The sequence below is a fragment of the Streptomyces aurantiacus genome, assembly GCF_027107535.1.
In the GTDB taxonomy this organism is placed as follows: Bacteria; Actinomycetota; Actinomycetes; order Streptomycetales; family Streptomycetaceae; genus Streptomyces.
The window spans coordinates 2,146,503-2,165,885 of sequence record NZ_CP114283.1 but is presented as its reverse complement, the minus strand read 5'-3'; the positions used below and the strand labels follow the sequence as shown (position 1 = coordinate 2,165,885).

Sequence of the window (19,383 nt, the reverse complement as noted above, 5' to 3'; positions counted from 1 at the left end):
CTTCCGCCGCGCAGACACCTGTTCGTGCCCGATTTTCACCGGTTGGCCACATCCCGTTCGTCCTGCCCCGGCGACACCGGACCATGCGCGTCCGCCGGGAACCGTTCACGCGATACTGGGCGTCACCGATCAAGGGACGGCCAGGACCGTCAGAACCGTCGGATTCCGGTCAACGTCGTTCTCGGGGAGCCCAGTTGCCGTTCACTCTCAGCCATGTCGCGGCGGTCCTGCCTGCCGTGCGTGCCGACGGGTCCGGACGCGGCCGACTGGTCCCGGCCGTGCTCGTCGCCGGTTCGCTGGCGCCCGACATGACCTATTACGTGGCGAGTGTGCTGCCGGAGGCGATGGAGTTCGGCGATTTCACGCACTCGTTCACCGGGGTGTTCACGTTCGACGTCCTGGTCGCCTGGGTGCTCGTGGGTGCCTGGCTGGTGCTGCGCGAGCCGCTGGTGGCGTTGCTGCCGCGAGGCCGGCAGGGGCGGATCGGGGCCCTCCTGCGCTGCGGTGCGCCGCGCGCCCGCCCTCGGCCGTCGCTCGCCCTGTGGTGGTACGTGTCCGCGGTGTCCGGCGCGCTGACCCATGTCGTGTGGGACGCGTTCACGCACCTCGACCGGTGGGGCATGCGGGTGTTCCCCGCGCTGGGGCGGGAGATCGCGGGCTCGCCCCTGTACTGGTACCTGCAGTACGGCGGTTCGGCGGTCGCGGCCGTGGTGATCGCCGCGTTCGTCGTGGTGGCCGTGCGGCGGCAGCACGACGCGGAGCCGGTGGGCGTGCCCGTGCTGTCGGTGCGCGACCGCTGGCTGGCGGCGGCGCTGATCGGCGGCTGCGCGATGGCGGCGGCCGCGCAGCGGGCGATGCGGTGGTGGGACTACTGGGGTTCGCGTGCGAAGCCCTGGGAGCTGATCCCCACCGTGTGCTTCGGGGCGGGGGCCGGGCTGGCCGTCGGTCTGGCGGTGTACGGCGTGGCGGTCAGGGTGTGGCGCCCGGCTCCGGTGCGTCCCAGCCCGGCAGCGGATCGTACGGAGCGGAGCCGTCCGGTTCGTCGCTGATCGCCGCCGGCGGGGTGAGGTCGCGGCCGAGGACGCGGCCCTGGCCCAGCCCCCGGTGCACGGCCTGCGCTATGCGCTCGATGGTGCGGACGCCGTACGCCTTCGTGGGGTTGTCGTGGGACAGGACGACGATCCGGTACGTGCGGCCCTCGCCCGTGAACGCGCCGACACTGTGGACGCGCCAGCCGTGGGTGGAGCGGGGCAGCCAGCCGTTCTTGACGTGTGCCTTCAGCCCGGCCGGCATTCCGGCGGGAACACCCCAGCGCTGGTCGGAGCGGACCTCGGAGAGCAGTTTGAGGCCGTACGCGCGGGTGCGGAGAAAGGAGCGGGTGTTCGTCAGGACGTCCAGCAGGCGCATCTGGTCGTCGGCCGTGGTGCGGGTGAGGCCCCAGTAGCCGCCGGGTCCGAGGACGGTGGCGCGGGTACGGACACGGGCGAGGAAGCCGTTCAGGTAGGTGTGGCCGAGGGCGGTCCACAGCCGCCAGGCGGCGTCGTTGTCGGAGCTGACGATCATGGGGCGGACGTTCGTCGTCTCCCAGCCGGTGAGCTTGCGGCCCCGTTCCTCGGCCCGCCTCAGCAGCCCTTCCATGATCAGTACCTTGGCGACGCTCGCGGAGTCGTACTGCCGTCGGCTCGCCAGTTCGCAGGTCAGGCCCAGGTCGTCGTGCACGGCCACGGAGACCGTGCCTTCCCGGGACGACAGCGCTGCCCGGATGTCGTGCGACAGGCGGGTGGCGAGGCCGGGCGCGTGAGGAGCGTGGCAGGTGACGGAGTCGGTGGGGTCGTCGGAGTGGACGCGGTGGCCGGGGGTGCCGGCCTGCCGGTACTCGCCGGGGGTGTCCGCCGGGACGCGTCTGGTCGCGGCTCCGGTGGGGATTCTGGGACTGGCGGCAGCGGCCGAGACGGCGGGGGCCGGTGCGATGAGCACCGAGGCAAGGGCTGCGACGAGCGCGGTGCGGCAGTGTCGTACGGACGGTACGTACCGCGTGCGCCGCGTGTTCCGTATGTGAGGACGCATGCCCGCATCCTTGCGGCGTGCACCACCCGGGGCTCCCCGTCGGCGTCCACGCGGGTGACGGGCCCCTCCCGGGAACTGGGGATGGAGAGGTGGCGGGCGGGGCTTGAGGGGTGGTGTCGGGTGCGCGTCGTGGGGGCTTGGTCGCGCAGTTCCCCGCGCCCCTCTGAAGGGGCGCGGGGAACTGCGCGGTCGGCCGCGGCGGGCCGGCGGCCGAAGTGCCTCTCTTGCGGCGGAGCTAGTGCGCCGCCGACTCCCAGTCCGCGCCGGAGCCGACCGAGACGTCCAGGGGCGCCCGGAGCCGCACCGCTCCGGCCATCTCCCGGCGGACCAGTTCCTCGGCCTTCGCCCGCTCGCCCGGAGCGATCTCCAGGACGATTTCGTCGTGGACCTGGAGGAGCATGCGGGACTTGAGGTCCGCTTCGCGCAGGGCGCGGTCCACGTTCAGCATGGCGATCTTGACGATGTCCGCCGCCGTGCCCTGGATCGGCGCGTTGAGGGCCATGCGCTCGGCCGCCTCGCGGCGCTGGCGGTTGTCGCTGTTGAGGTCGGGGAGGTAGCGGCGGCGCCCGAAGAGCGTCGCCGTGTAGCCGGTCGCCCGCGCCTCGTCGACCGCGCGGCGGAGATAGTCCCGTACTCCTCCGAAGCGCTCGAAGTAGGTGTCCATCAGGACCCGCGCCTCGCCGGCGTCGATGTTCAGCTGCTGGGAGAGGCCGAAGGCCGACAGGCCGTAGGCCAGCCCGTACGACATGGCCTTGATCTTGCGGCGCATCTCCGCGTCGACGGCCGTCCTCTCGACGGAGAACACCTGGGAGGCGACGGTGGTGTGCAGGTCCTCGCCGGAGCTGAACGCCTCCAGGAGGCCCTCGTCCTCGGAGAGGTGAGCCATCACGCGCAGCTCGATCTGGCTGTAGTCGGCGGTCATGAGGGACTCGAATCCCTCGCCGACCACGAAGCCGCGGCGGATCGCGCGGCCCTCCTCGGTACGGACCGGGATGTTCTGCAGGTTCGGGTCCTGCGAGGAGAGGCGGCCCGTCGCGGCCACCGTCTGGTGGAAGGTGGTGTGGATGCGGCCGTCCGCGGCGATCGTCTTGATCAGGCCCTCGACGGTCACCCGCAGTTTCGCCTGCTCACGGTGGCGCAGCATGAGGACCGGCAGTTCGTGGTCGGTCTGGGCGGCCAGCCAGGCCAGCGCGTCGGCGTCCGTCGTGTAGCCGGTCTTCGTCTTCTTCGTCTTGGGCAGGCCCAGCTCACCGAAGAGGACTTCCTGGAGCTGCTTGGGCGAGCCGAGGTTGAACTCGTGCCCGACCGCCGCGTGCGCCTCCTTCACGGCCTGCTGGACCGCGCCCGCGAACATCTGCTCCATGGCCTCCAGGTGGGCCCTGTCCGCGGCGATGCCGTGCCGCTCCAGGCGGGCGAGCAGTGTCGAGGTGGGCAGCTCCATGTCCTGGAGCAGGTCGGCCGCGCCGACCTCCTTGAGCCGCTCCGCGAAGGCCTCGCCCAGGTCGAGGACGGCCCGGGCCTGGACCATGAGCGCGTCGGCCTCGGCCGCGTCGTCCGCGCCGAAGGCGAGCTGTCCGTCGGCCGCCGCGGCGGGCGCCAGCTCCCGGCCGAGGTACTCCAGCGACAGCGCGTCCAGGTCGAAGGAGCGGCGGCCCGGCTTGACGAGATAGGCGGCCAGGGCGGTGTCCATGGAGATGCCCTCGACACTCCAGCCGTGCTCGGCGAAGACCCGCATGACGCCCTTGGCGTTGTGCAGCACCTTGGGACTGGCGGGGTCGGCGAGCCACCGCGCGAACGCGTTCTCGTCGGCCTCGTCGAGCTGCGTTGGGTCGAACCACGCGGCGGCACCGCCGGCCGCGGCGAGGGCGACCTCGGCGACCGATCCCGTACCGAGCGCCCAGGTGTCGACCGTGGCGACACCGAGGACCGCCGTGCCGTGCTCGGCGAGCCAGGGTCCCAGCTCGCCCGCGCCGATGACCGTGCCGTCCACGGCCACGCCCGGGGCGGCCGGCGGGCCGGCGTCGGCCTCCTCCGCCCCGGGGTCGACGGCCAGCAGCCGCTCGCGCAGCGACGGGTTACGGATCTCCAGGGTGTCCAGGACCATCGCGAGCGCCGTGCGGTCGTACGGGGCGCGCTCCAGGTCGGCGACCGTCTTCGGCAGCTCGACGTCACAGACCATCGCCGTCAGGCGGCGGTTGAGCTTGACGGACTCCAGGTGGTCGCGGAGGTTCTGCCCGGCCTTGCCCTTGACCTCGTCGGCACGCTCGACCAGCTCCGCGAACGACCCGAACTGGTTGATCCACTTCGCGGCGGTCTTCTCGCCGACGCCGGGAATGCCCGGCAGATTGTCGGACGGGTCGCCGCGCAGGGCCGCGAAGTCGGGGTACTGGGCGGGGGTGAGGCCGTACTTCTCGAAGACCTTCTCCGGGGTGAACCGCGTCAGCTCGGAGACCCCCTTGGTCGGATAGAGCACGGTCGTGTGCTCGGAGACCAGCTGGAAGGAATCGCGGTCGCCCGTGACGATCAGCACGTCGAAGCCCTCGGCCTCGGCCTGCGTGGCGAGCGTGGCGATGATGTCGTCCGCCTCGAAGCCGTCGACGGCGAACCGGTCGACGTGCATCGTGTCGAGGACCTCGCCGATCAGCTCGACCTGGCCCTTGAACTCGTCCGGCGTCTTCGACCTGTTGGCCTTGTACTCGGCGAACTCCTCGGAGCGCCATGTCTTGCGGGACACGTCGAACGCCACCGCGAAGTGCGTGGGCGCCTCGTCGCGCAGCGTGTTGGCGAGCATCGACGCGAAGCCGTAGATCGCGTTCGTCGGCTGGCCCGTCGCCGTCGTGAAGTTCTCCGCGGGCAGCGCGAAGAACGCTCGGTACGCCAGCGAGTGCCCATCCATGAGCATCAGTCGCGGGCGTCCGCCGCCGGAGGTCTTCTCGGTCTTCTTCGAAGCTGAATCTGCCACGCCCCCGATCCTGCCACGCCCCACTGACAGTCGGCCCCGCCCCGCCGCCCGCCGGCCGCGTGCCCGCGTCACGGTTCGTCCCCCGGCGGGGCGCGCGCACGATCGTTCTCCGGGACGGGCCGCGATCGGTGTCACCCCCACGTGGGAGGATCGGAGACGTACCTCACACGTGTGCTCGAAGAGGAGGCCGAGATGGCCGGCAAGCCGCCCCAGAGTGATCCGGTTCAGGACGCGCCGCAGGTCGCCGGGCCGAAGCACGCCGCGGCCGGGCTGCCCGCCATCGGGCACAGCCTGCGCATCGCCCAGCAGCAGATGGGTGTGAAGCGCACGGCGCTGACGCTGCTGCGGGTCAACCAGAAGGACGGCTTCGACTGCCCGGGCTGTGCCTGGCCCGAGCCGGAGCACCGGCACACGGCGGAGTTCTGCGAGAACGGCGCGAAGGCGGTCGCGGAGGAGGCCACCCTGCGCCGCGTGAGCCCCGACTTCTTCGCCGCCCACCCGGTCGCCGACCTCGCGACCCGCAGCGGCTACTGGCTGGGCCAGCAGGGCCGCCTCACGCATCCCGTGTATCTCGCGGAGGGCGCCGACCGCTACGAGGCGGTGCCGTGGGAGCGCGCCTTCGACATCATCGCGGAGGAGCTCACCGCCCTCGGCTCCCCCGACGAGGCCCTGTTCTACACCTCGGGCCGTACGAGCAACGAGGCGGCGTTCCTCTACCAGCTGTTCGCCCGCGAGTTCGGCACGAACAACCTCCCCGACTGCTCCAACATGTGCCACGAGTCGTCCGGGTCCGCACTGAACGAGACCATCGGCATCGGCAAGGGCAGCGTCCTCCTGGACGACCTGTACCAGGCCGACCTGATCATCGTGGCCGGGCAGAACCCGGGCACCAACCACCCGCGCATGCTCTCCGCCCTGGAGAAGGCGAAGACCAACGGCGCGAGGATCATCACGGTGAACCCGCTGCCCGAGGCGGGCATGGAGCGGTTCAAGAACCCGCAGACCCCGCAGGGCATGATCAAGGGCGCCGCGCTCACCGACCTGTTCCTGCAGATCCGCATCGGCGGCGACCAGGCCCTCTTCCGTCTCCTGAACAAGCTGATCATGGAGACGGAGGGTGCCGTCGACGAGGCCTTCGTCAACGAACACACCCACGGTTACGAGGAGTTCGCCGAGGCCGCCCGCGCCGCCGACTGGGACGAGACGCTCACCGCGACCGGCCTCACGCGCGCGCAGATCGACGAGGCGCTCGGCATGGTCCTCGCCTCGCAGCGCACCATCGTCTGCTGGGCGATGGGCCTCACCCAGCACAAGCACTCCGTGCCGACCATCCGCGAGGTCGTCAACTTCCTCCTGCTGCGCGGCAACATCGGCCGGCCGGGCGCGGGCGTGTGCCCGGTGCGCGGCCACTCGAACGTGCAGGGCGACCGCACGATGGGCATCTTCGAGCGCCCCGCACCCGCCTTCCTGGACGCCCTGGAGAAGGAGTTCGGCTTCGCCCCGCCGCGCGGCCACGGCTACGACGTCGTGCGGGCGATCCGCGCGATGCGTGACGACAAGGCCAAGGTCTTCTTCGCGATGGGCGGCAACTTCGTGTCGGCCTCCCCCGACACCGAGGTCACCGAGGCGGCCATGCGGCGCGCCCGCCTCACCGTGCACGTGTCGACGAAGCTCAACCGCTCGCACGCCGTCACGGGCGCGCGCGCCCTGATCCTGCCGACCCTCGGCCGCACGGAGCGCGATCTCCAGGGCGGCGGCGAGCAGTTCGTGACCGTCGAGGACTCCATGGGCATGGTGCACGCCTCACGCGGCCGCCTGGAGCCCGCGAGCGAGCATCTGCTGTCCGAGCCGGCCATCGTGTGCCGCCTCGCCCGCCGCGTCCTCGGGAACGAGTCCCGCACCCCCTGGGAGGAGTTCGAGAAGGACTACGCGACCGTCCGCGACCGCATCGCGCGCGTCGTCCCGGGCTTCACCGACTTCAACGCGCGCGTGGCCGACCCGAACGGCTTCGCCCTCCCGCACGCCCCGCGCGACGAGCGCCGCTTCCCCACGGCCACCGGAAAGGCCAACTTCACGGCCGCGCCCGTCGAGTACCCGAAGCTCCCCGAGGGCCGCCTGCTCCTGCAGACCCTGCGCTCGCACGACCAGTACAACACCACGATCTACGGTCTCGACGACCGCTACCGAGGTATCAAGAACGGCCGCCGGGTGGTCTTGGTGAACCCCGACGACGCCCGCGACCTGGGCCTCGCCGACGGCTCGTACACCGATCTGGTCAGCGAGTGGAAGGACGGCGTGGAGCGCCGCGCCCCCGGCTTCCGGATCGTGCACTACCCGACGGCCCGCGGCTGCGCGGCCGCGTACTACCCGGAGACGAACGTCCTGGTGCCGCTGGATGCCACCGCCGACATCAGCAACACTCCCGCCAGCAAGTCCGTCGTCGTCCGTCTGGAACAATCGGCCACCAACTGAGCGTTCGCTTAGACGCCAGGATCGACGACGAAGGAGCCGGACCCCATGGGCGAGCAGCAACACGTCAAGTTCCCGCAAGAGGTCATCGACGAGTACTCGGCGCTCGGCGTGGACCTGGTCGCCATGTTCTCCGCCGGACACCTCGGGGCACGCATGGGCGTCCAGATCGTCGAGGCCTCCGCGGACCGCGTCGTGGGCACCATGCCGGTCGAGGGCAACACCCAGCCGTACGGGCTCCTGCACGGCGGCGCCTCCGCCGTGCTCGCCGAGACGCTCGGCTCGGTCGGCGCCATGCTGCACGGCGGCAGCTCCAAGATCGCCGTCGGAGTCGACCTGAACTGCACCCACCACCGCGGCGCCCGCTCCGGCCTGGTCACCGGAGTGGCCACCCCGCTGCACCGGGGCCGCTCCACCGCCACCTACGAGATCGTGATCAGCGACGAGGACGGGAAGCGGGTGTGCAGCGCGCGGCTGACCTGCATGCTGCGCGGCGTGAACCCGAGCGACGCGGAGCGGGTCGGCGCGACAGGCTGAGCCACCGGGCGGCCATCCTCCGACAGCCTTTGTACGCAACGGCGTTGATCCCGGGCACCCGGCGGCCTAGCGTCAGAGGATGGGAACAGGCGGGGCCTCCGGGCCGAGGCGGGCGCTCGGGCGGGGTGCGGGGCCGGCGCTCCTCGCCGCCGCCCTGGTCACCGGATGCGGCGAACCGGACACACCGGACGGCGCGAGCGCCGCGCGGCAGAGCGCGTCTCCCGGCTCGGGGGCGGCATCCTCGCCCGCAGCGACCCCGCCCGAGGACCTGTGCGCACGGATCGTCGCCCACTGGTCGCGGGAGGTCCTGGACGACGGCACCTACGGCGACTACCAGTCCATGGGCCTGTCCAACGGCCAGTACGAGATCCTGCGGGACGTCGTGGACGCCGCCAGGGCCACGAAGGCCCGCGAGGGCCAGAAGGCCGCGGAGCGGCTGATCGACCGTGAGACGCGCACCGGCTGCGAGGCCTGGTACCGCGACGGCGGTCCGGGCGAAGGGCCATGGATTTGAGCGGTGTGGGGCCGGTCGAACCGGGCGAGGGCACGCGCGTGTGGGACGCCGCCGAGCCGCCCCCGCCACGCAGCCCCTCACAGCCGTACGGCCGCCTGGTGGCGCTCTACGCCCGGCACCGCCGCGCCGCGCTCGCGTCCGCGACGGCGGCCGTGCTCGTCGCGGGCGGCGGCTACCTCTACGCGACCCGGCCGCACGAACCGCCGGCCGGACCCGCCCCGTATCCGTCCCAGGCGGTCGACGTCACCTACCTGGGCAGGGAGGGCACGCCCGCCGGCGCGCCGCGCGGCAGCTTCAGCTTCGGGATGAAGGTCACCGCGCTGTCCGGTCCGCCGATCACCGTCGTGCGCATTTCCCAGCCCTACGCCGGTCTCGCCCTGACGTCGGTGCCGAAGCCGCCGTTCCGGACCAGAACGGGCTTCGGCCACAAGATCGTTTTCACTCTGCATGTCACGGAATGCGCGCATACGCCGAGGAATGCCGGACTGCCTTTCCTGGACGTGACTCTGCGTAATACGCGCGCAATAGAAGACCACAGCTTCATTCTGGGCGAGCGCTACGCGCACGACCTCTCGGAGGCCCTTCAAGTAGCCTGCAGCAACGAGTGACTGTCACTAGCAAAATACTGGAACGCTACTGAAATCACCGCCGCCCGTCCTGCAGGTTCTCACTATGTGGACAGGACGAATCGGCCGGAATTCCGCCCATCCACCCACTGAGTACCGCTCTGCATTACCTCGTGTCATAACAAGAGCGTCACAGCCTGGGTCAGACTCTCCTCCACGTTCCCTTCACCCGCTTAGAGTCACGGCCAGTCACCGCGCCACCGGATTCGAACAATTTTCGGCCCAGCGCTCGACTCGGCCCGTTCCACGAGGAACGGCCGCGCCAGGGAAAGGACTGCTGATCGTGCGTCAACGTTCGCTCATCGCCATCACCGCCGCACTGGCGGCGGGAGCACTCACCCTCACCGCCTGTGGCTCGCGCGACGACGACGGCGGCGGCTCGGACTCCGGCGACGGCGGCACCACTGTCGTCATCGGCGTCGACGCCCCGCTGACCGGCGACCTCTCCGCGCTGGGCCTCGGTATCAAGAACTCCGTGGACCTCGCCGCCAAGACCGCCAACAAGGAAAAGACCGTCGAGGGCGTCACCTTCAAGGTCGAGTCCCTCGACGACCAGGCGCAGCCCTCCGCGGGCCAGCAGAACGCCACCAAGTTCGTCGCCAACAAGGACGTCCTCGGTGTCGTCGGCCCGCTGAACTCCTCCGTGGCCGAGTCCATGCAGAAGGTCTTCGACGACGCCAAGCTCGTCGAGGTCTCCCCCGCCAACACCAACCCGGCCCTGACCCAGGGCACGGAGTGGAACGGCGGCACGAAGGCCCGCCCGTACAAGTCGTACTTCCGCACCGCGACCACGGACGCCATCCAGGGCCCGTTCGCCGCGCAGTACGTCTACAACGACGCCAAGAAGAAGAGCGTCTACGTCATCGACGACAAGAAGACCTACGGCGCCGGCCTGGCCGCCACCTTCACCGACGAGTTCAAGAAGCTCGGCGGCAAGGTCGTCGGCACCGAGCACATCGACCCCGACACCAAGGACTTCTCCGCGGTCGCCACCAAGGTGAAGACCTCCAAGGCGGACGTCGTCTACTACGGCGGTGAGTACCCGCAGGCCGGCCCGCTGAGCAAGCAGATCAAGGCCGCCGGCGCCAAGGTCCCGCTGGTCGGCGGTGACGGCATCTACAGCGCCGACTTCATCAAGCTGGCCGGCGCCAGCGGCAAGGGCGACCTCGCCACCTCGGTCGGCGCGCCGGTCGAGGAGCTCCCCTCCGCCAAGGAGTTCGTCGCCAACTACAAGGCCGCGGGCTACAAGGAGGCCTACGAGGCGTACGGAGGCTACTCCTACGACTCCGCCTGGGCGATCATCGAGTCCGTGAAGAAGGTCGTCGAGGACAACGACGGCAAGCTCCCGGACGACGCCCGCGCCAAGGTCACCGAGGCCATGCAGAACGTCTCCTTCGACGGCGTGACCGGTAAGGTCTCCTTCGACGAGTTCGGTGACGCGACCAACAAGCAGCTCACCGTCTACTCGGTCGAGGGCACCGATTGGAAGTCCGTGAAGTCCGGCACCTACAAGGACTGACCCACCCGCACCACCCACGAGCCGCGCGGGGCGCCGCACCACTGGCGCCCCGCGCGGACTCGCATCCGGTCACATCCCTCGACTATCCGAACGTCTCGGAGGACATGCGGTGAACGAACTGCCGCAGCAGCTGGTCAACGGCCTGCTACTGGGATCCATGTACGGGCTGGTCGCCATCGGCTACACGATGGTCTATGGCATTGTCCAGCTCATCAACTTCGCCCACGGCGAGATCTTCATGACCGGCGCCTTCGGGGCGCTCACGGTCTACCTGTACGTACTGCCCGACGGCACCACCATGTGGATCGCCCTGCCGCTCATGCTCGTCGGCGCCGTATTCGTCGCCACCACCGTGGCGGTCGGCGCGGAACGATTCGCCTACCGGCCCCTGCGCACCGCGCCACGGCTCGCCCCGCTCATCACCGCCATCGGCCTCTCCCTGGCCCTCCAGCAGGCGGTGTGGGCCTGGTACCCCAACGCCAAGTCGGCACGCACGTTCCCGCAGATCGAGGGCGGCCCCTTCGAGATCGGCAGCGTCACCTTCCAGACCGGTGACATCTTCCTGTTCTCCGCCGCCCCCATCAGCATGGCGATCCTCGCCTACTTCGTCATGAAGACCCGGACCGGACGCGGCATGCAGGCCACCGCCCAGGACCCGGACACCGCCAAGCTCATGGGCATCAACACCGACCGCATCATCGTGGTCGCCTTCGCCCTCGGCGCCGCGTTCGCCGCCGTCGGAGGCCTCGCCTACGGCCTCAAGTACGGCCAGATCGACTTCCGCATGGGCTTCATCCTCGGACTCAAGGCCTTCACCGCCGCCGTCCTCGGCGGCATCGGCAACATCTACGGCGCCATGATCGGCGGCCTCGTCCTCGGCCTCGCCGAAACCATGGCCACCGCCTACATCGCCGACGTCCCCGGCATGGAACAGCTCGGCGGCCAGTCCTGGGCCAACGTCTGGGCCTTCGTACTCCTCATCCTCGTGCTCCTCTTCAGGCCACAAGGCCTGCTCGGCGAGCGCGTCGCGGACAGGGCGTGACACCGATGACCACACACACCACCACCCAGACGCTCGCCAAGGACCCCTCCGGCGCCACCTCTGGACTCATCGGCATCCCGCCGCACCTCGGACGCGCCCTCGCCACCGGCGGCGGCATCCTCACCGTCATCTCCGCCTTCCTCGCCTGGACCTGGACCGACGCCTTCCCCGGCGACCTCACCTACTACGGCTACCCCGGCGGCCTCCAGGTCCTCGTCCTCATCGGCGGCGCCCTCACCGCCCTGCTCGGCCTCGCCTCCTACGGCATCAAGGGCCTGCGCTGGCTGGCACCGGCAGGCGCCGACAGCGCCATCAAACTCGCCGCACTCGCCGCGTTCGCCACCGCCTGGTACACGATCATCGCGATCAGCACCCAGCTCGGCGGCCTCGCGAACCTCGAACCCGGCGGCTGGGTCGCGGCCATCGCCACCCTCACCGCCCTCCTCGGCGCACTCTCCCTGCCGTTCGAACGACCGGCACCGGATCCCTTCGACCCCGAAGACACCGCCTGGGAGCAGTTCCGCCACAAGGCCCGGCACGAACGCACCATCATCAAGGCGGCCTTCGCCTCCGGCACCGCCGCCCCGGCCCGCAAACTGCCCGCATACGCCGAGATCCTCATCATCGGCGCGGCACTCACCCTCGGCCTGATCGTCTTCACCTACGGCATCGGCACCGAGTACGACGAACTCTTCGTCGGCTTCCTCATCACCGCCGGCTTCTGCTTCGCCGCCGCCGCCAAAGCCGGACTCGTCGGCCGAGTCTCCGCACTCACCGCCAAGCACCGCAACGTGACGATGATCGGCGCGTTCGCAGCAGCCGCCGCCTTCCCCTTCACCCAGTCCGACGACCAGTACGCGACCATCGGCGTCTACATCCTGATCTTCGCCACCGTCGCCCTCGGCCTCAACATCGTCGTCGGCCTCGCCGGACTCCTCGACCTCGGCTACGTCGCCTTCCTCGGCGTCGGCGCCTACACCGCGGCCATGGTCTCCGGCTCCCCCTCCTCACCCTTCGACATCCACCTGCCGTTCTGGGCCTCCGCCCTCCTCGGCGCCGCCGTCGCCATGGTCTTCGGCGTCCTCATCGGCGCCCCCACCCTGCGGCTGCGCGGCGACTACCTCGCCATCGTCACCCTCGGCTTCGGCGAGATCTTCCGCATCGGCGTCCTCAACATGGACGGCACCAGCGGCCCCGACATCACCAACGGCTCCAACGGCATCGCGTCGATCCCGAACCTCAACATCCTCGGATTCGACTTCGGCCAGGAACACACCATCGCCGGAATGACCATCGCGCGATTCGCCAACTACTTCCTGCTGATGCTCCTCATCACCTTCGTCGTCGTCATCGTCTTCCGACGCAGCAGCGACTCCCGCATCGGCCGCGCCTGGATCGCCATCCGCGAAGACGAGACAGCCGCCCTCGCCATGGGCATCAACGGCTTCCGCGTCAAACTCATCGCCTTCGCACTCGGAGCCGCCCTCGCCGGCCTCGCCGGAACCGTCCAGGCACACGTCACCTACACCGTGACCCCCGAGCAGTACCAGTTCGCCCACGTCGTCCCGCCCAACTCGGCCTTCCTGCTCGCAGCGGTCGTCCTCGGCGGCATGGGCACCATCAGCGGCCCCCTCGTCGGAGCCGCACTGCTCTACCTGATCCCGGCCAAGCTCCAGTTCCTCGGCGACTACCAGCTCTTCGCCTTCGGTCTCGCGCTCGTCCTGCTGATGCGCTTCCGTCCGGAAGGCCTCATCCCGAACCGGCGCCGCCAGCTCGAATTCCACGACGAGGCGGAAGCCCCCACAGTCCTCAGCAAGGCAGGGGCCTGACCACGATGACTACCAACACCACCACCAAAGACGCCACCCCGGGCGCAAGCACCCCCGGCGAGACCGTGCTCGACGCACGCGGCGTCACCATGCGATTCGGCGGCCTCACCGCCGTACGCAACGTCAACCTCACCGTCAACAGCGGCGAGATCGTCGGACTCATCGGCCCCAACGGCGCCGGCAAGACGACCTTCTTCAACTGCCTCACCGGCCTCTACATCCCCACCGAGGGAGAAGTCCGGTACAAAGGCACCGTCCTGCCGGCCCAGTCCTTCAAGGTCACCGCCGCCGGCATCGCCCGCACCTTCCAGAACATCCGTCTCTTCGCCAACATGACGGTCCTGGAAAACGTGCTCGTCGGCCGCCACACCCGCACCAAGGAAGGCCTCTGGTCCGCACTCCTGCGCGGCCCCGGCTTCAAAAAAGCCGAAAAAGCCTCCGAAGAGCGCGCCATGGAACTCCTGGACTTCATCGGCCTCGCCCACAAGCGCGACCACCTCGCCAGGAACCTCCCCTACGGCGAACAGCGCAAGCTCGAAATCGCACGGGCACTCGCCAGCGAACCCGGACTCCTCCTCCTCGACGAGCCCACCGCCGGCATGAACCCGCAGGAGACGCGCGCCACCGAAGAACTCGTCTTCGCCATCCGCGACATGGGCATCGCCGTACTCGTCATCGAGCACGACATGCGGTTCATCTTCAACCTCTGCGACCGCGTCGCCGTCCTCGTCCAGGGCGAAAAGCTCGTCGAAGGCGACAGCGCCACCGTCCAGGGCGACGAACGAGTGGTCGCCGCCTACCTCGGCGAACCCTACGAAGACGCACCCGGCCACGCCGAGGTCGCGGAGGTCGAAGCGGCCGAAGCACAAGCCGACGCCGCGCCCCGCAAGGAGACCGACCGATGACCGCACTGCTCGAAGTCGAGGACCTCCGAGTCGCCTACGGCAAGATCGAAGCCGTCAAGGGCATCTCCTTCAAGGTCGAAGCCGGCGAAGTGGTCACCCTCATCGGCACCAACGGCGCCGGCAAGACCACCACCCTGCGCACCCTCTCCGGCCTCCTCAAGCCCGTCGGCGGCCAGATCAAGTTCGAAGGCAAATCACTCAAGAAGACCCCCGCCCACCAGATCGTCGCCCTGGGACTCGCCCACTCCCCCGAGGGGCGGCACATCTTCCCCCGCATGACGATAGAGGACAACCTCCGACTCGGCGCCTTCCTCCGCAGCGACAAACCAGGCATCGAAAAGGACATCCAGCGCGCCTACGACCTCTTCCCCATCCTCGGGGAACGCCGCAAGCAGGCCGCAGGAACCCTCTCCGGCGGCGAACAGCAAATGCTCGCCATGGGCCGCGCCCTCATGTCGCAGCCCAAACTGCTCATGCTCGACGAACCCTCCATGGGCCTCTCACCGATCATGATGCAGAAGATCATGGCCACCATCTCGGAACTCAAGTCCCAGGGCACGACGATCCTCCTCGTCGAGCAGAACGCCCAGGCGGCGCTCTCCCTCGCCGACCACGGACACGTCATGGAAGTCGGCAACGTCGTCCTCTCCGGCACCGGCCAGGACCTCCTGCACGACGAATCGGTACGCAAGGCGTACCTCGGCGAGGACTGAGCCGCACACCACGGCCCAGCACCCCGCACACGGCTGAGGCCCGCACCCGATCTTCCGGGGTGCGGGCCTCAGCCGTACGAACAACCGCTCGGACGGACCTCAGTCCTTCGCGGCCTTCTTCTCGTCCGCATCCAGAATGACCGCCTCCGCCACCTGCTGCATCGACATACGACGATCCATCGACGTCTTCTGGATCCAACGGAACGCCGCCGGCTCCGTCAGGCCGTACTCCGTCTGCAGAACCGACTTCGCACGGTCCACCAGCTTCCGCGTCTCCAGACGCTGGGTGAGATCCTCGATCTCCTTCTCCAGCGTCTTCAGCTCCGTGAACCGCGAAACAGCCATCTCGATCGCCGGAACCACGTCACTCTTGCTGAACGGCTTCACCAGATACGCCATCGCACCGGCGTCACGCGCCCGCTCGACGAGATCACGCTGCGAGAACGCCGTCAGCATCAGCACCGGGGCGATGGACTCCTCCGCGATCTTCTCCGCGGCGGAGATGCCGTCGAGCTTCGGCATCTTCACATCGAGGATCACGAGGTCCGGACGGTGCTTCCTGGCGAGCTCGACAGCCTCCTCGCCGTCACCGGCCTCGCCCACGACCGAGTACCCCTCTTCCTCCAGCATCTCCTTGAGGTCGAGACGGATCAGCGCCTCGTCCTCGGCGATGACGACACGGGTCGTCAGCGGAGGCACGTGCGACTTGTCGTCGTCGGGCGCGTCCACGGGCTGGGGCGACTCGGGGGCGGTCACGGGGGCTCCTCGTTACGGGCCGGGCAGGTGCTGCTGTGCATGCAGCCTACCTAGGGGCGGCGTCATACGGTGACCCGGTACACTTCCGTGAGTGCCTGGCCGGGTTGGTGGAACGGTATACACGGAGGTCTCAAACACCTCTGCCTGAGAGGGCTTGCGGGTTCGAATCCCGCACCCGGCACACTTTCCTGCCAAGCGGATGTTCCCATTCTCGTGAACATCCGCATTTTGCTGCGCACAGTCGCGATTGGTAACACAAAGTGTTCGCATGAACTTCCACGGCACTGAGGTGCGACAAAAGGCAGTCACGCTCCTACGAAACGGCGTGAGCAACGCCGACGTGGCACGGACGTTCAACGTCCCGCCCGGCACGATCAGCTACTGGAAGCACCTGGACCGAGCGAAACGCGGCGAGTGTCGAGGGAAACACGACCCCAAGTGCCCCCGGTGCGACCGCCGGGAGCTGGATGAATCCGCCTACAGCTACCTGCTCGGTCTGTATTTGGGCGATGGCCACATCAGCCACTACTCCGAGCACCGCGTGCCCAACCTCATGATCACCTGCTGCGATTCATGGCCCGGCCTCTTGGACGACTGTGAACTCGCCATGCGCGCGGTCCTCCCCGACAACTCCGTCTGCCGCGTCCGCAAGATCGGTTGCCACAACGTAAAGGTCTACTCAAAGCACCTGCATTGCCTCTTTCCCCAGCACGGCCCCGGCAAGAAGCACGACCGCCGCATCGCCCTCGAACCCTGGCAACAGGAGATCGTCGACGCCCACCCCTGGGAGTTCATCCGCGGGCTCATCCACTCCGACGGGTGCCGAATCATCAACTGGACGACACGGCTCGTCGCTGGCGAACGAAAGCGCTACGAATACCCCCGGTACTTCTTCTCCAACAAGTCGGACGACATCCGCAAGCTCTTCAGCGACACCCTCGACAAGGTCGGCGTCGAGTGGACCACCCTTGCCCGCGGCAGCGACCCGTACAACATCTCCGTCGCCCGCAAAGCCTCCGTAGCCCTCATGGACGCCCACGTCGGCGCCAAGTACTGACGCCACGCCCCTACTTGGGGCTGTCGTCCTCGCCGATGTGGTGGACGCGGACCAGGTTCGTCGAGCCGGAGACTCCGGGTGGGGAGCCGGCCGTGATGACGACGATGTCGCCCTTCCGGCAGCGGCCGTACTTCAGGAGCAGCTCGTCGACCTGGTCGACCATCGCGTCCGTGGTTTCGACGTGCGGGCCGAGGTACGTCTCGACGCCCCAGGTCAGGTTCAGCTGGGAGCGGGTCGCCGGGTCCGGGGTGAAGGCGAGGAGGGGGATGGGTGACCGGTAGCGCGACAGGCGGCGGGCGGTGTCGCCGCTCTGGGTGAAGGCGACCAGGAACTTCGCGCCGAGGAAGTCGCCCATGTCGGCGGCGGCCCGGGCGACCGCGCCGCCCTGGGTGCGGGGTTTGTTCCGCTCGGTGAGGGAGGGGAGGCCTTTTGCGAGGATGTCCTCTTCGGCCGCCTCGACGATGCGGGCCATCGTGCGGACGGTCTCGATGGGGTGTTTGCCGACGCTGGTCTCGCCGGAGAGCATCACGGCGTCCGTGCCGTCGATGACCGCGTTGGCCACGTCGCTGGCCTCGGCCCTGGTGGGGCGGGAGTTGTCGATCATCGAGTCGAGCATCTGGGTGGCGACGATGACGGGCTTGGCGTTGCGTTTGGCGAGTTTGATCGCGCGTTTTTGGACGACGGGGACCTGTTCGAGGGGCATTTCGACGCCGAGGTCGCCTCGGGCGACCATGATGCCGTCGAATGCGGCGACGATGTCGTCGATGTTGTCGACGGCCTGGGGTTTTTCGACTTTGGCGATGACGGGGAGGTGGCGGCCTTCTTCTTTCATGATGCGGTGGACGTCTTCGATGTCGTGTCCGCTGCGGACGAAGGAGAGGGCGATGACGTCGCATCCGGTGCGCAGGGCCCAGCGGAGGTCTGCTTCGTCCTTGTCGGTGAGGGCGGGGACGGAGACGGCGACGCCGGGGAGGTTGAGGCCTTTGTTGTCGGAGACGATGCCGCCTTCGATGACGGTGGTGTGGACGCGGGGTCCGTCGACGGAGGTGACTTCGAGGCAGACCTTGCCGTCGTCGACGAGGATGCGTTCGCCGGGGGTGACGTCGGTGGCGAGGCCGGGGTAGGTGGTGCCGCAGGTGTGGCGGTCGCCTTCGGCGTCTTCTTCGACGGTGATGGTGAAGGTGTCTCCGCGTTCGAGTAGTACGGGTCCTTCGGTGAAGCGGCCGAGTCGGATCTTCGGGCCTTGAAGGTCGGCGAGGATGCCGACGCTGCGGCCGGTTTCGTCGGAGGCCTTGCGTACGCGTTGGTAGCGCTCCTCGTGGTCGGCGTGGGTGCCGTGGCTGAGGTTGAGGCGGGCTACGTCCATTCCGGCTTCGACCAGGGTCTTGATCTGGTCGTAGGAGTCGGTGGCGGGGCCCAGGGTGCAGACGATTTTTGCTCGGCGCATGGTGTGAGCCTAGGCCTTACCGGTGGGTAGGGAATTGATGCTGTGTGACTGCTCAACGGCCTTTGCGTACAGGGTTGTTGCCAAGTGTTGAAGTGGGCGTCGGGGTGCTCCGACGAGCATTTCTGGGGGTGTTCACAGGGTGGGCGGTGACATGGTGAAGCGGGCGTTGACCTGTGCGTGGACGTGTTGGCGTTCGGGTTCGAGGTCGAGGGCGGGGGGCTGGTCGGGGTCGGCGGCGTCGAAGGCCATGGTGCGCATGGAGCGGGACTGGGCTTCCATGGCGTAGGGGCGGGCGTCCTCGGCTCCGATGTCGGCGAGTTCGAGGAGTGCGGTGAGGGTCGCGCCGAGGGCTTCGGCGTATTCGCGGGCTCGTTGGACGGCTTCGCGTACTGCTTGTTGCCTGGCGTGGCGGTGGGCGGGTGAGTCGGGGCGCAGGGCCCACCAGGGGCCGTCGACGCGGGTGAGGTCGAGGTCTGCGAGGCGGGTGGTGAGTTCGCCGAGGGCGGTGAAGTCGGTGAGTTCGGCGGTGATGTGGACGCGGCCGTGGTGGGCGCGGACGCGTTCGCCGCGGCCGTGTCTGGTGAGTTCCGGGGTGATGGAGAAGGCGCCGGTCTCGAGTTTTTCGACGGCGTTTCCGTAGGTTTTGACCAGGTCGAGGACGGTGGTGTTGCGGCGGGTGAGGTCGCCGAGGGCGTCTCGGCGGTCGGTGCCGCGGGCGCTGACGGTGATGCCGATGCGGGCGATCTCGGGGTCGACTTCGAGGTGGGCTTCGCCGCGGACGGCGATGCGGGGGGCTTCGGGTGTGCCGTAGGGGGTGGTGGGCCTTGGTTCCTCGTGGGCTGAGGTCATACGTCCCACTCTGTCACCGGCGGCCCGTTTCCGGCTCCTGCCGGTCACCAGATCGAAACCTGTGGGGGGTGTTGCGGTGCGTCATGAGCGG

The 19,383-nt window shown here is 69.0% G+C and carries 16 protein-coding genes and 1 tRNA gene; 12 read left to right on the top strand and 5 right to left on the bottom strand.

From position 1 onward, the window contains the following. The first annotated feature begins 194 nt into the window (after positions 1–194). Complete coding sequence (locus tag O1Q96_RS11240) at positions 195–1,049, top strand: DUF4184 family protein (protein WP_269248029.1); 855 nt, start codon at positions 195–197, stop codon at positions 1,047–1,049. Here O1Q96_RS11240 and O1Q96_RS11235 read toward each other — a convergent pair. Beyond that, positions 970–2,067, bottom strand: coding sequence for a serine hydrolase (locus O1Q96_RS11235; RefSeq protein ID WP_269248028.1), 1,098 nt, complete (start codon positions 2,065–2,067; stop codon positions 970–972). The genes O1Q96_RS11240 and O1Q96_RS11235 overlap by 80 nt on opposite strands. 235 nt (positions 2,068–2,302) lie before the next feature. After that, entirely contained in the window at positions 2,303–5,029 is a 2,727-nt protein-coding gene (gene polA / locus O1Q96_RS11230) for a DNA polymerase I (RefSeq protein ID WP_269248027.1), read from the bottom strand. A gap of 192 nt (positions 5,030–5,221) precedes the next feature. Here polA and O1Q96_RS11225 point away from each other — a divergent pair, with 192 nt between their 5' ends. From O1Q96_RS11225 to O1Q96_RS11185, 9 genes are all read left to right on the top strand, one after another. Continuing rightward, a complete protein-coding gene (locus O1Q96_RS11225) occupies positions 5,222–7,501 on the top strand; it encodes an FdhF/YdeP family oxidoreductase (protein WP_269253565.1) in 2,280 nt (759 codons plus the stop codon). Between the two features lie 45 nt (positions 7,502–7,546). Further along, a complete protein-coding gene (locus O1Q96_RS11220; RefSeq protein ID WP_269248026.1) occupies positions 7,547–8,035 on the top strand; it encodes a PaaI family thioesterase in 489 nt (162 codons plus the stop codon). A 79-nt stretch (positions 8,036–8,114) separates the two neighbouring features. After that, positions 8,115–8,549, top strand: a complete 435-nt coding sequence (locus O1Q96_RS11215; RefSeq protein ID WP_269248025.1) for a hypothetical protein — start codon at positions 8,115–8,117, stop codon at positions 8,547–8,549. Beyond that, complete coding sequence (locus tag O1Q96_RS11210; RefSeq protein ID WP_269248024.1) at positions 8,546–9,157, top strand: Tat pathway signal sequence domain protein; 612 nt, start codon at positions 8,546–8,548, stop codon at positions 9,155–9,157. The genes O1Q96_RS11215 and O1Q96_RS11210 overlap by 4 nt, the downstream gene beginning before the upstream one ends. A gap of 301 nt (positions 9,158–9,458) precedes the next feature. After that, positions 9,459–10,694 carry a branched-chain amino acid ABC transporter substrate-binding protein gene (locus tag O1Q96_RS11205; protein WP_269248023.1) on the top strand — a complete coding sequence of 412 codons (1,236 nt, stop codon included), beginning with the start codon at positions 9,459–9,461 and terminating at the stop codon, positions 10,692–10,694. Positions 10,695–10,803: 109 nt separating this feature from the next. Continuing rightward, complete coding sequence (locus tag O1Q96_RS11200; RefSeq protein WP_269248022.1) at positions 10,804–11,736, top strand: branched-chain amino acid ABC transporter permease; 933 nt, start codon at positions 10,804–10,806, stop codon at positions 11,734–11,736. A 5-nt stretch (positions 11,737–11,741) separates the two neighbouring features. Continuing rightward, entirely contained in the window at positions 11,742–13,565 is a 1,824-nt protein-coding gene (locus O1Q96_RS11195; RefSeq protein ID WP_269248021.1) for a branched-chain amino acid ABC transporter permease, read from the top strand. Between the two features lie 5 nt (positions 13,566–13,570). Then, entirely contained in the window at positions 13,571–14,470 is a 900-nt protein-coding gene (locus O1Q96_RS11190; protein WP_269248020.1) for an ABC transporter ATP-binding protein, read from the top strand. Then, the gene (locus O1Q96_RS11185) at positions 14,467–15,183 is read left to right on the top strand and encodes an ABC transporter ATP-binding protein (protein ID WP_269248019.1); all 717 of its coding nucleotides are present in this window, start codon (positions 14,467–14,469) and stop codon (positions 15,181–15,183) included. Before O1Q96_RS11190 ends, O1Q96_RS11185 begins: the two co-directional genes overlap by 4 nt. Before the next feature lie 99 nt (positions 15,184–15,282). Here O1Q96_RS11185 and O1Q96_RS11180 read toward each other — a convergent pair whose 3' ends face one another. Beyond that, positions 15,283–15,939, bottom strand: a complete 657-nt coding sequence (locus tag O1Q96_RS11180) for an ANTAR domain-containing response regulator (RefSeq protein WP_269248018.1) — start codon at positions 15,937–15,939, stop codon at positions 15,283–15,285. A 98-nt stretch (positions 15,940–16,037) separates the two neighbouring features. On the opposite strand from O1Q96_RS11180, the gene O1Q96_RS11175 reads away from it, so the two are divergent. Both O1Q96_RS11175 and O1Q96_RS11170 read left to right on the top strand, forming a co-directional pair. Continuing rightward, positions 16,038–16,120, top strand: a tRNA-Leu gene (locus tag O1Q96_RS11175). A gap of 87 nt (positions 16,121–16,207) precedes the next feature. Then, on the top strand, positions 16,208–16,996 hold the full coding sequence (locus tag O1Q96_RS11170) for a helix-turn-helix domain-containing protein (RefSeq protein WP_269248017.1): 789 nt from the start codon (positions 16,208–16,210) through the stop codon (positions 16,994–16,996). A 10-nt stretch (positions 16,997–17,006) separates the two neighbouring features. On the opposite strand, the gene pyk is transcribed toward O1Q96_RS11170, so the two are convergent. Both pyk and O1Q96_RS11160 read right to left on the bottom strand, forming a co-directional pair. Beyond that, a complete protein-coding gene (pyk, locus tag O1Q96_RS11165) occupies positions 17,007–18,443 on the bottom strand; it encodes a pyruvate kinase (protein WP_269248016.1) in 1,437 nt (478 codons plus the stop codon). Positions 18,444–18,575: 132 nt separating this feature from the next. After that, entirely contained in the window at positions 18,576–19,292 is a 717-nt protein-coding gene (locus O1Q96_RS11160; protein ID WP_269248015.1) for an SIMPL domain-containing protein, read from the bottom strand. Positions 19,293–19,383 lie beyond the last annotated feature (91 nt).

Bases quoted from the DNA above. Each gene is read 5' to 3' on its own strand.
- O1Q96_RS11235 (WP_269248028.1), bottom strand. From the start codon at position 2,067: ATGCGTCCTCACATACGGAACACGCGGCGCACGCGGTACGTACCGTCC.
- O1Q96_RS11225 (WP_269253565.1), top strand. From the start codon at position 5,222: ATGGCCGGCAAGCCGCCCCAGAGTGATCCGGTTCAGGACGCGCCGCAG.
- O1Q96_RS11220 (WP_269248026.1), top strand. From the start codon at position 7,547: ATGGGCGAGCAGCAACACGTCAAGTTCCCGCAAGAGGTCATCGACGAG.
- O1Q96_RS11215 (WP_269248025.1), top strand. From the start codon at position 8,115: ATGGGAACAGGCGGGGCCTCCGGGCCGAGGCGGGCGCTCGGGCGGGGT.
- O1Q96_RS11195 (WP_269248021.1), top strand. From the start codon at position 11,742: ATGACCACACACACCACCACCCAGACGCTCGCCAAGGACCCCTCCGGC.
- O1Q96_RS11190 (WP_269248020.1), top strand. From the start codon at position 13,571: ATGACTACCAACACCACCACCAAAGACGCCACCCCGGGCGCAAGCACC.
- O1Q96_RS11185 (WP_269248019.1), top strand. From the start codon at position 14,467: ATGACCGCACTGCTCGAAGTCGAGGACCTCCGAGTCGCCTACGGCAAG.
- O1Q96_RS11170 (WP_269248017.1), top strand. From the start codon at position 16,208: ATGAACTTCCACGGCACTGAGGTGCGACAAAAGGCAGTCACGCTCCTA.
- pyk (WP_269248016.1), bottom strand. From the start codon at position 18,443: ATGCGCCGAGCAAAAATCGTCTGCACCCTGGGCCCCGCCACCGACTCC.
- O1Q96_RS11160 (WP_269248015.1), bottom strand. From the start codon at position 19,292: ATGACCTCAGCCCACGAGGAACCAAGGCCCACCACCCCCTACGGCACA.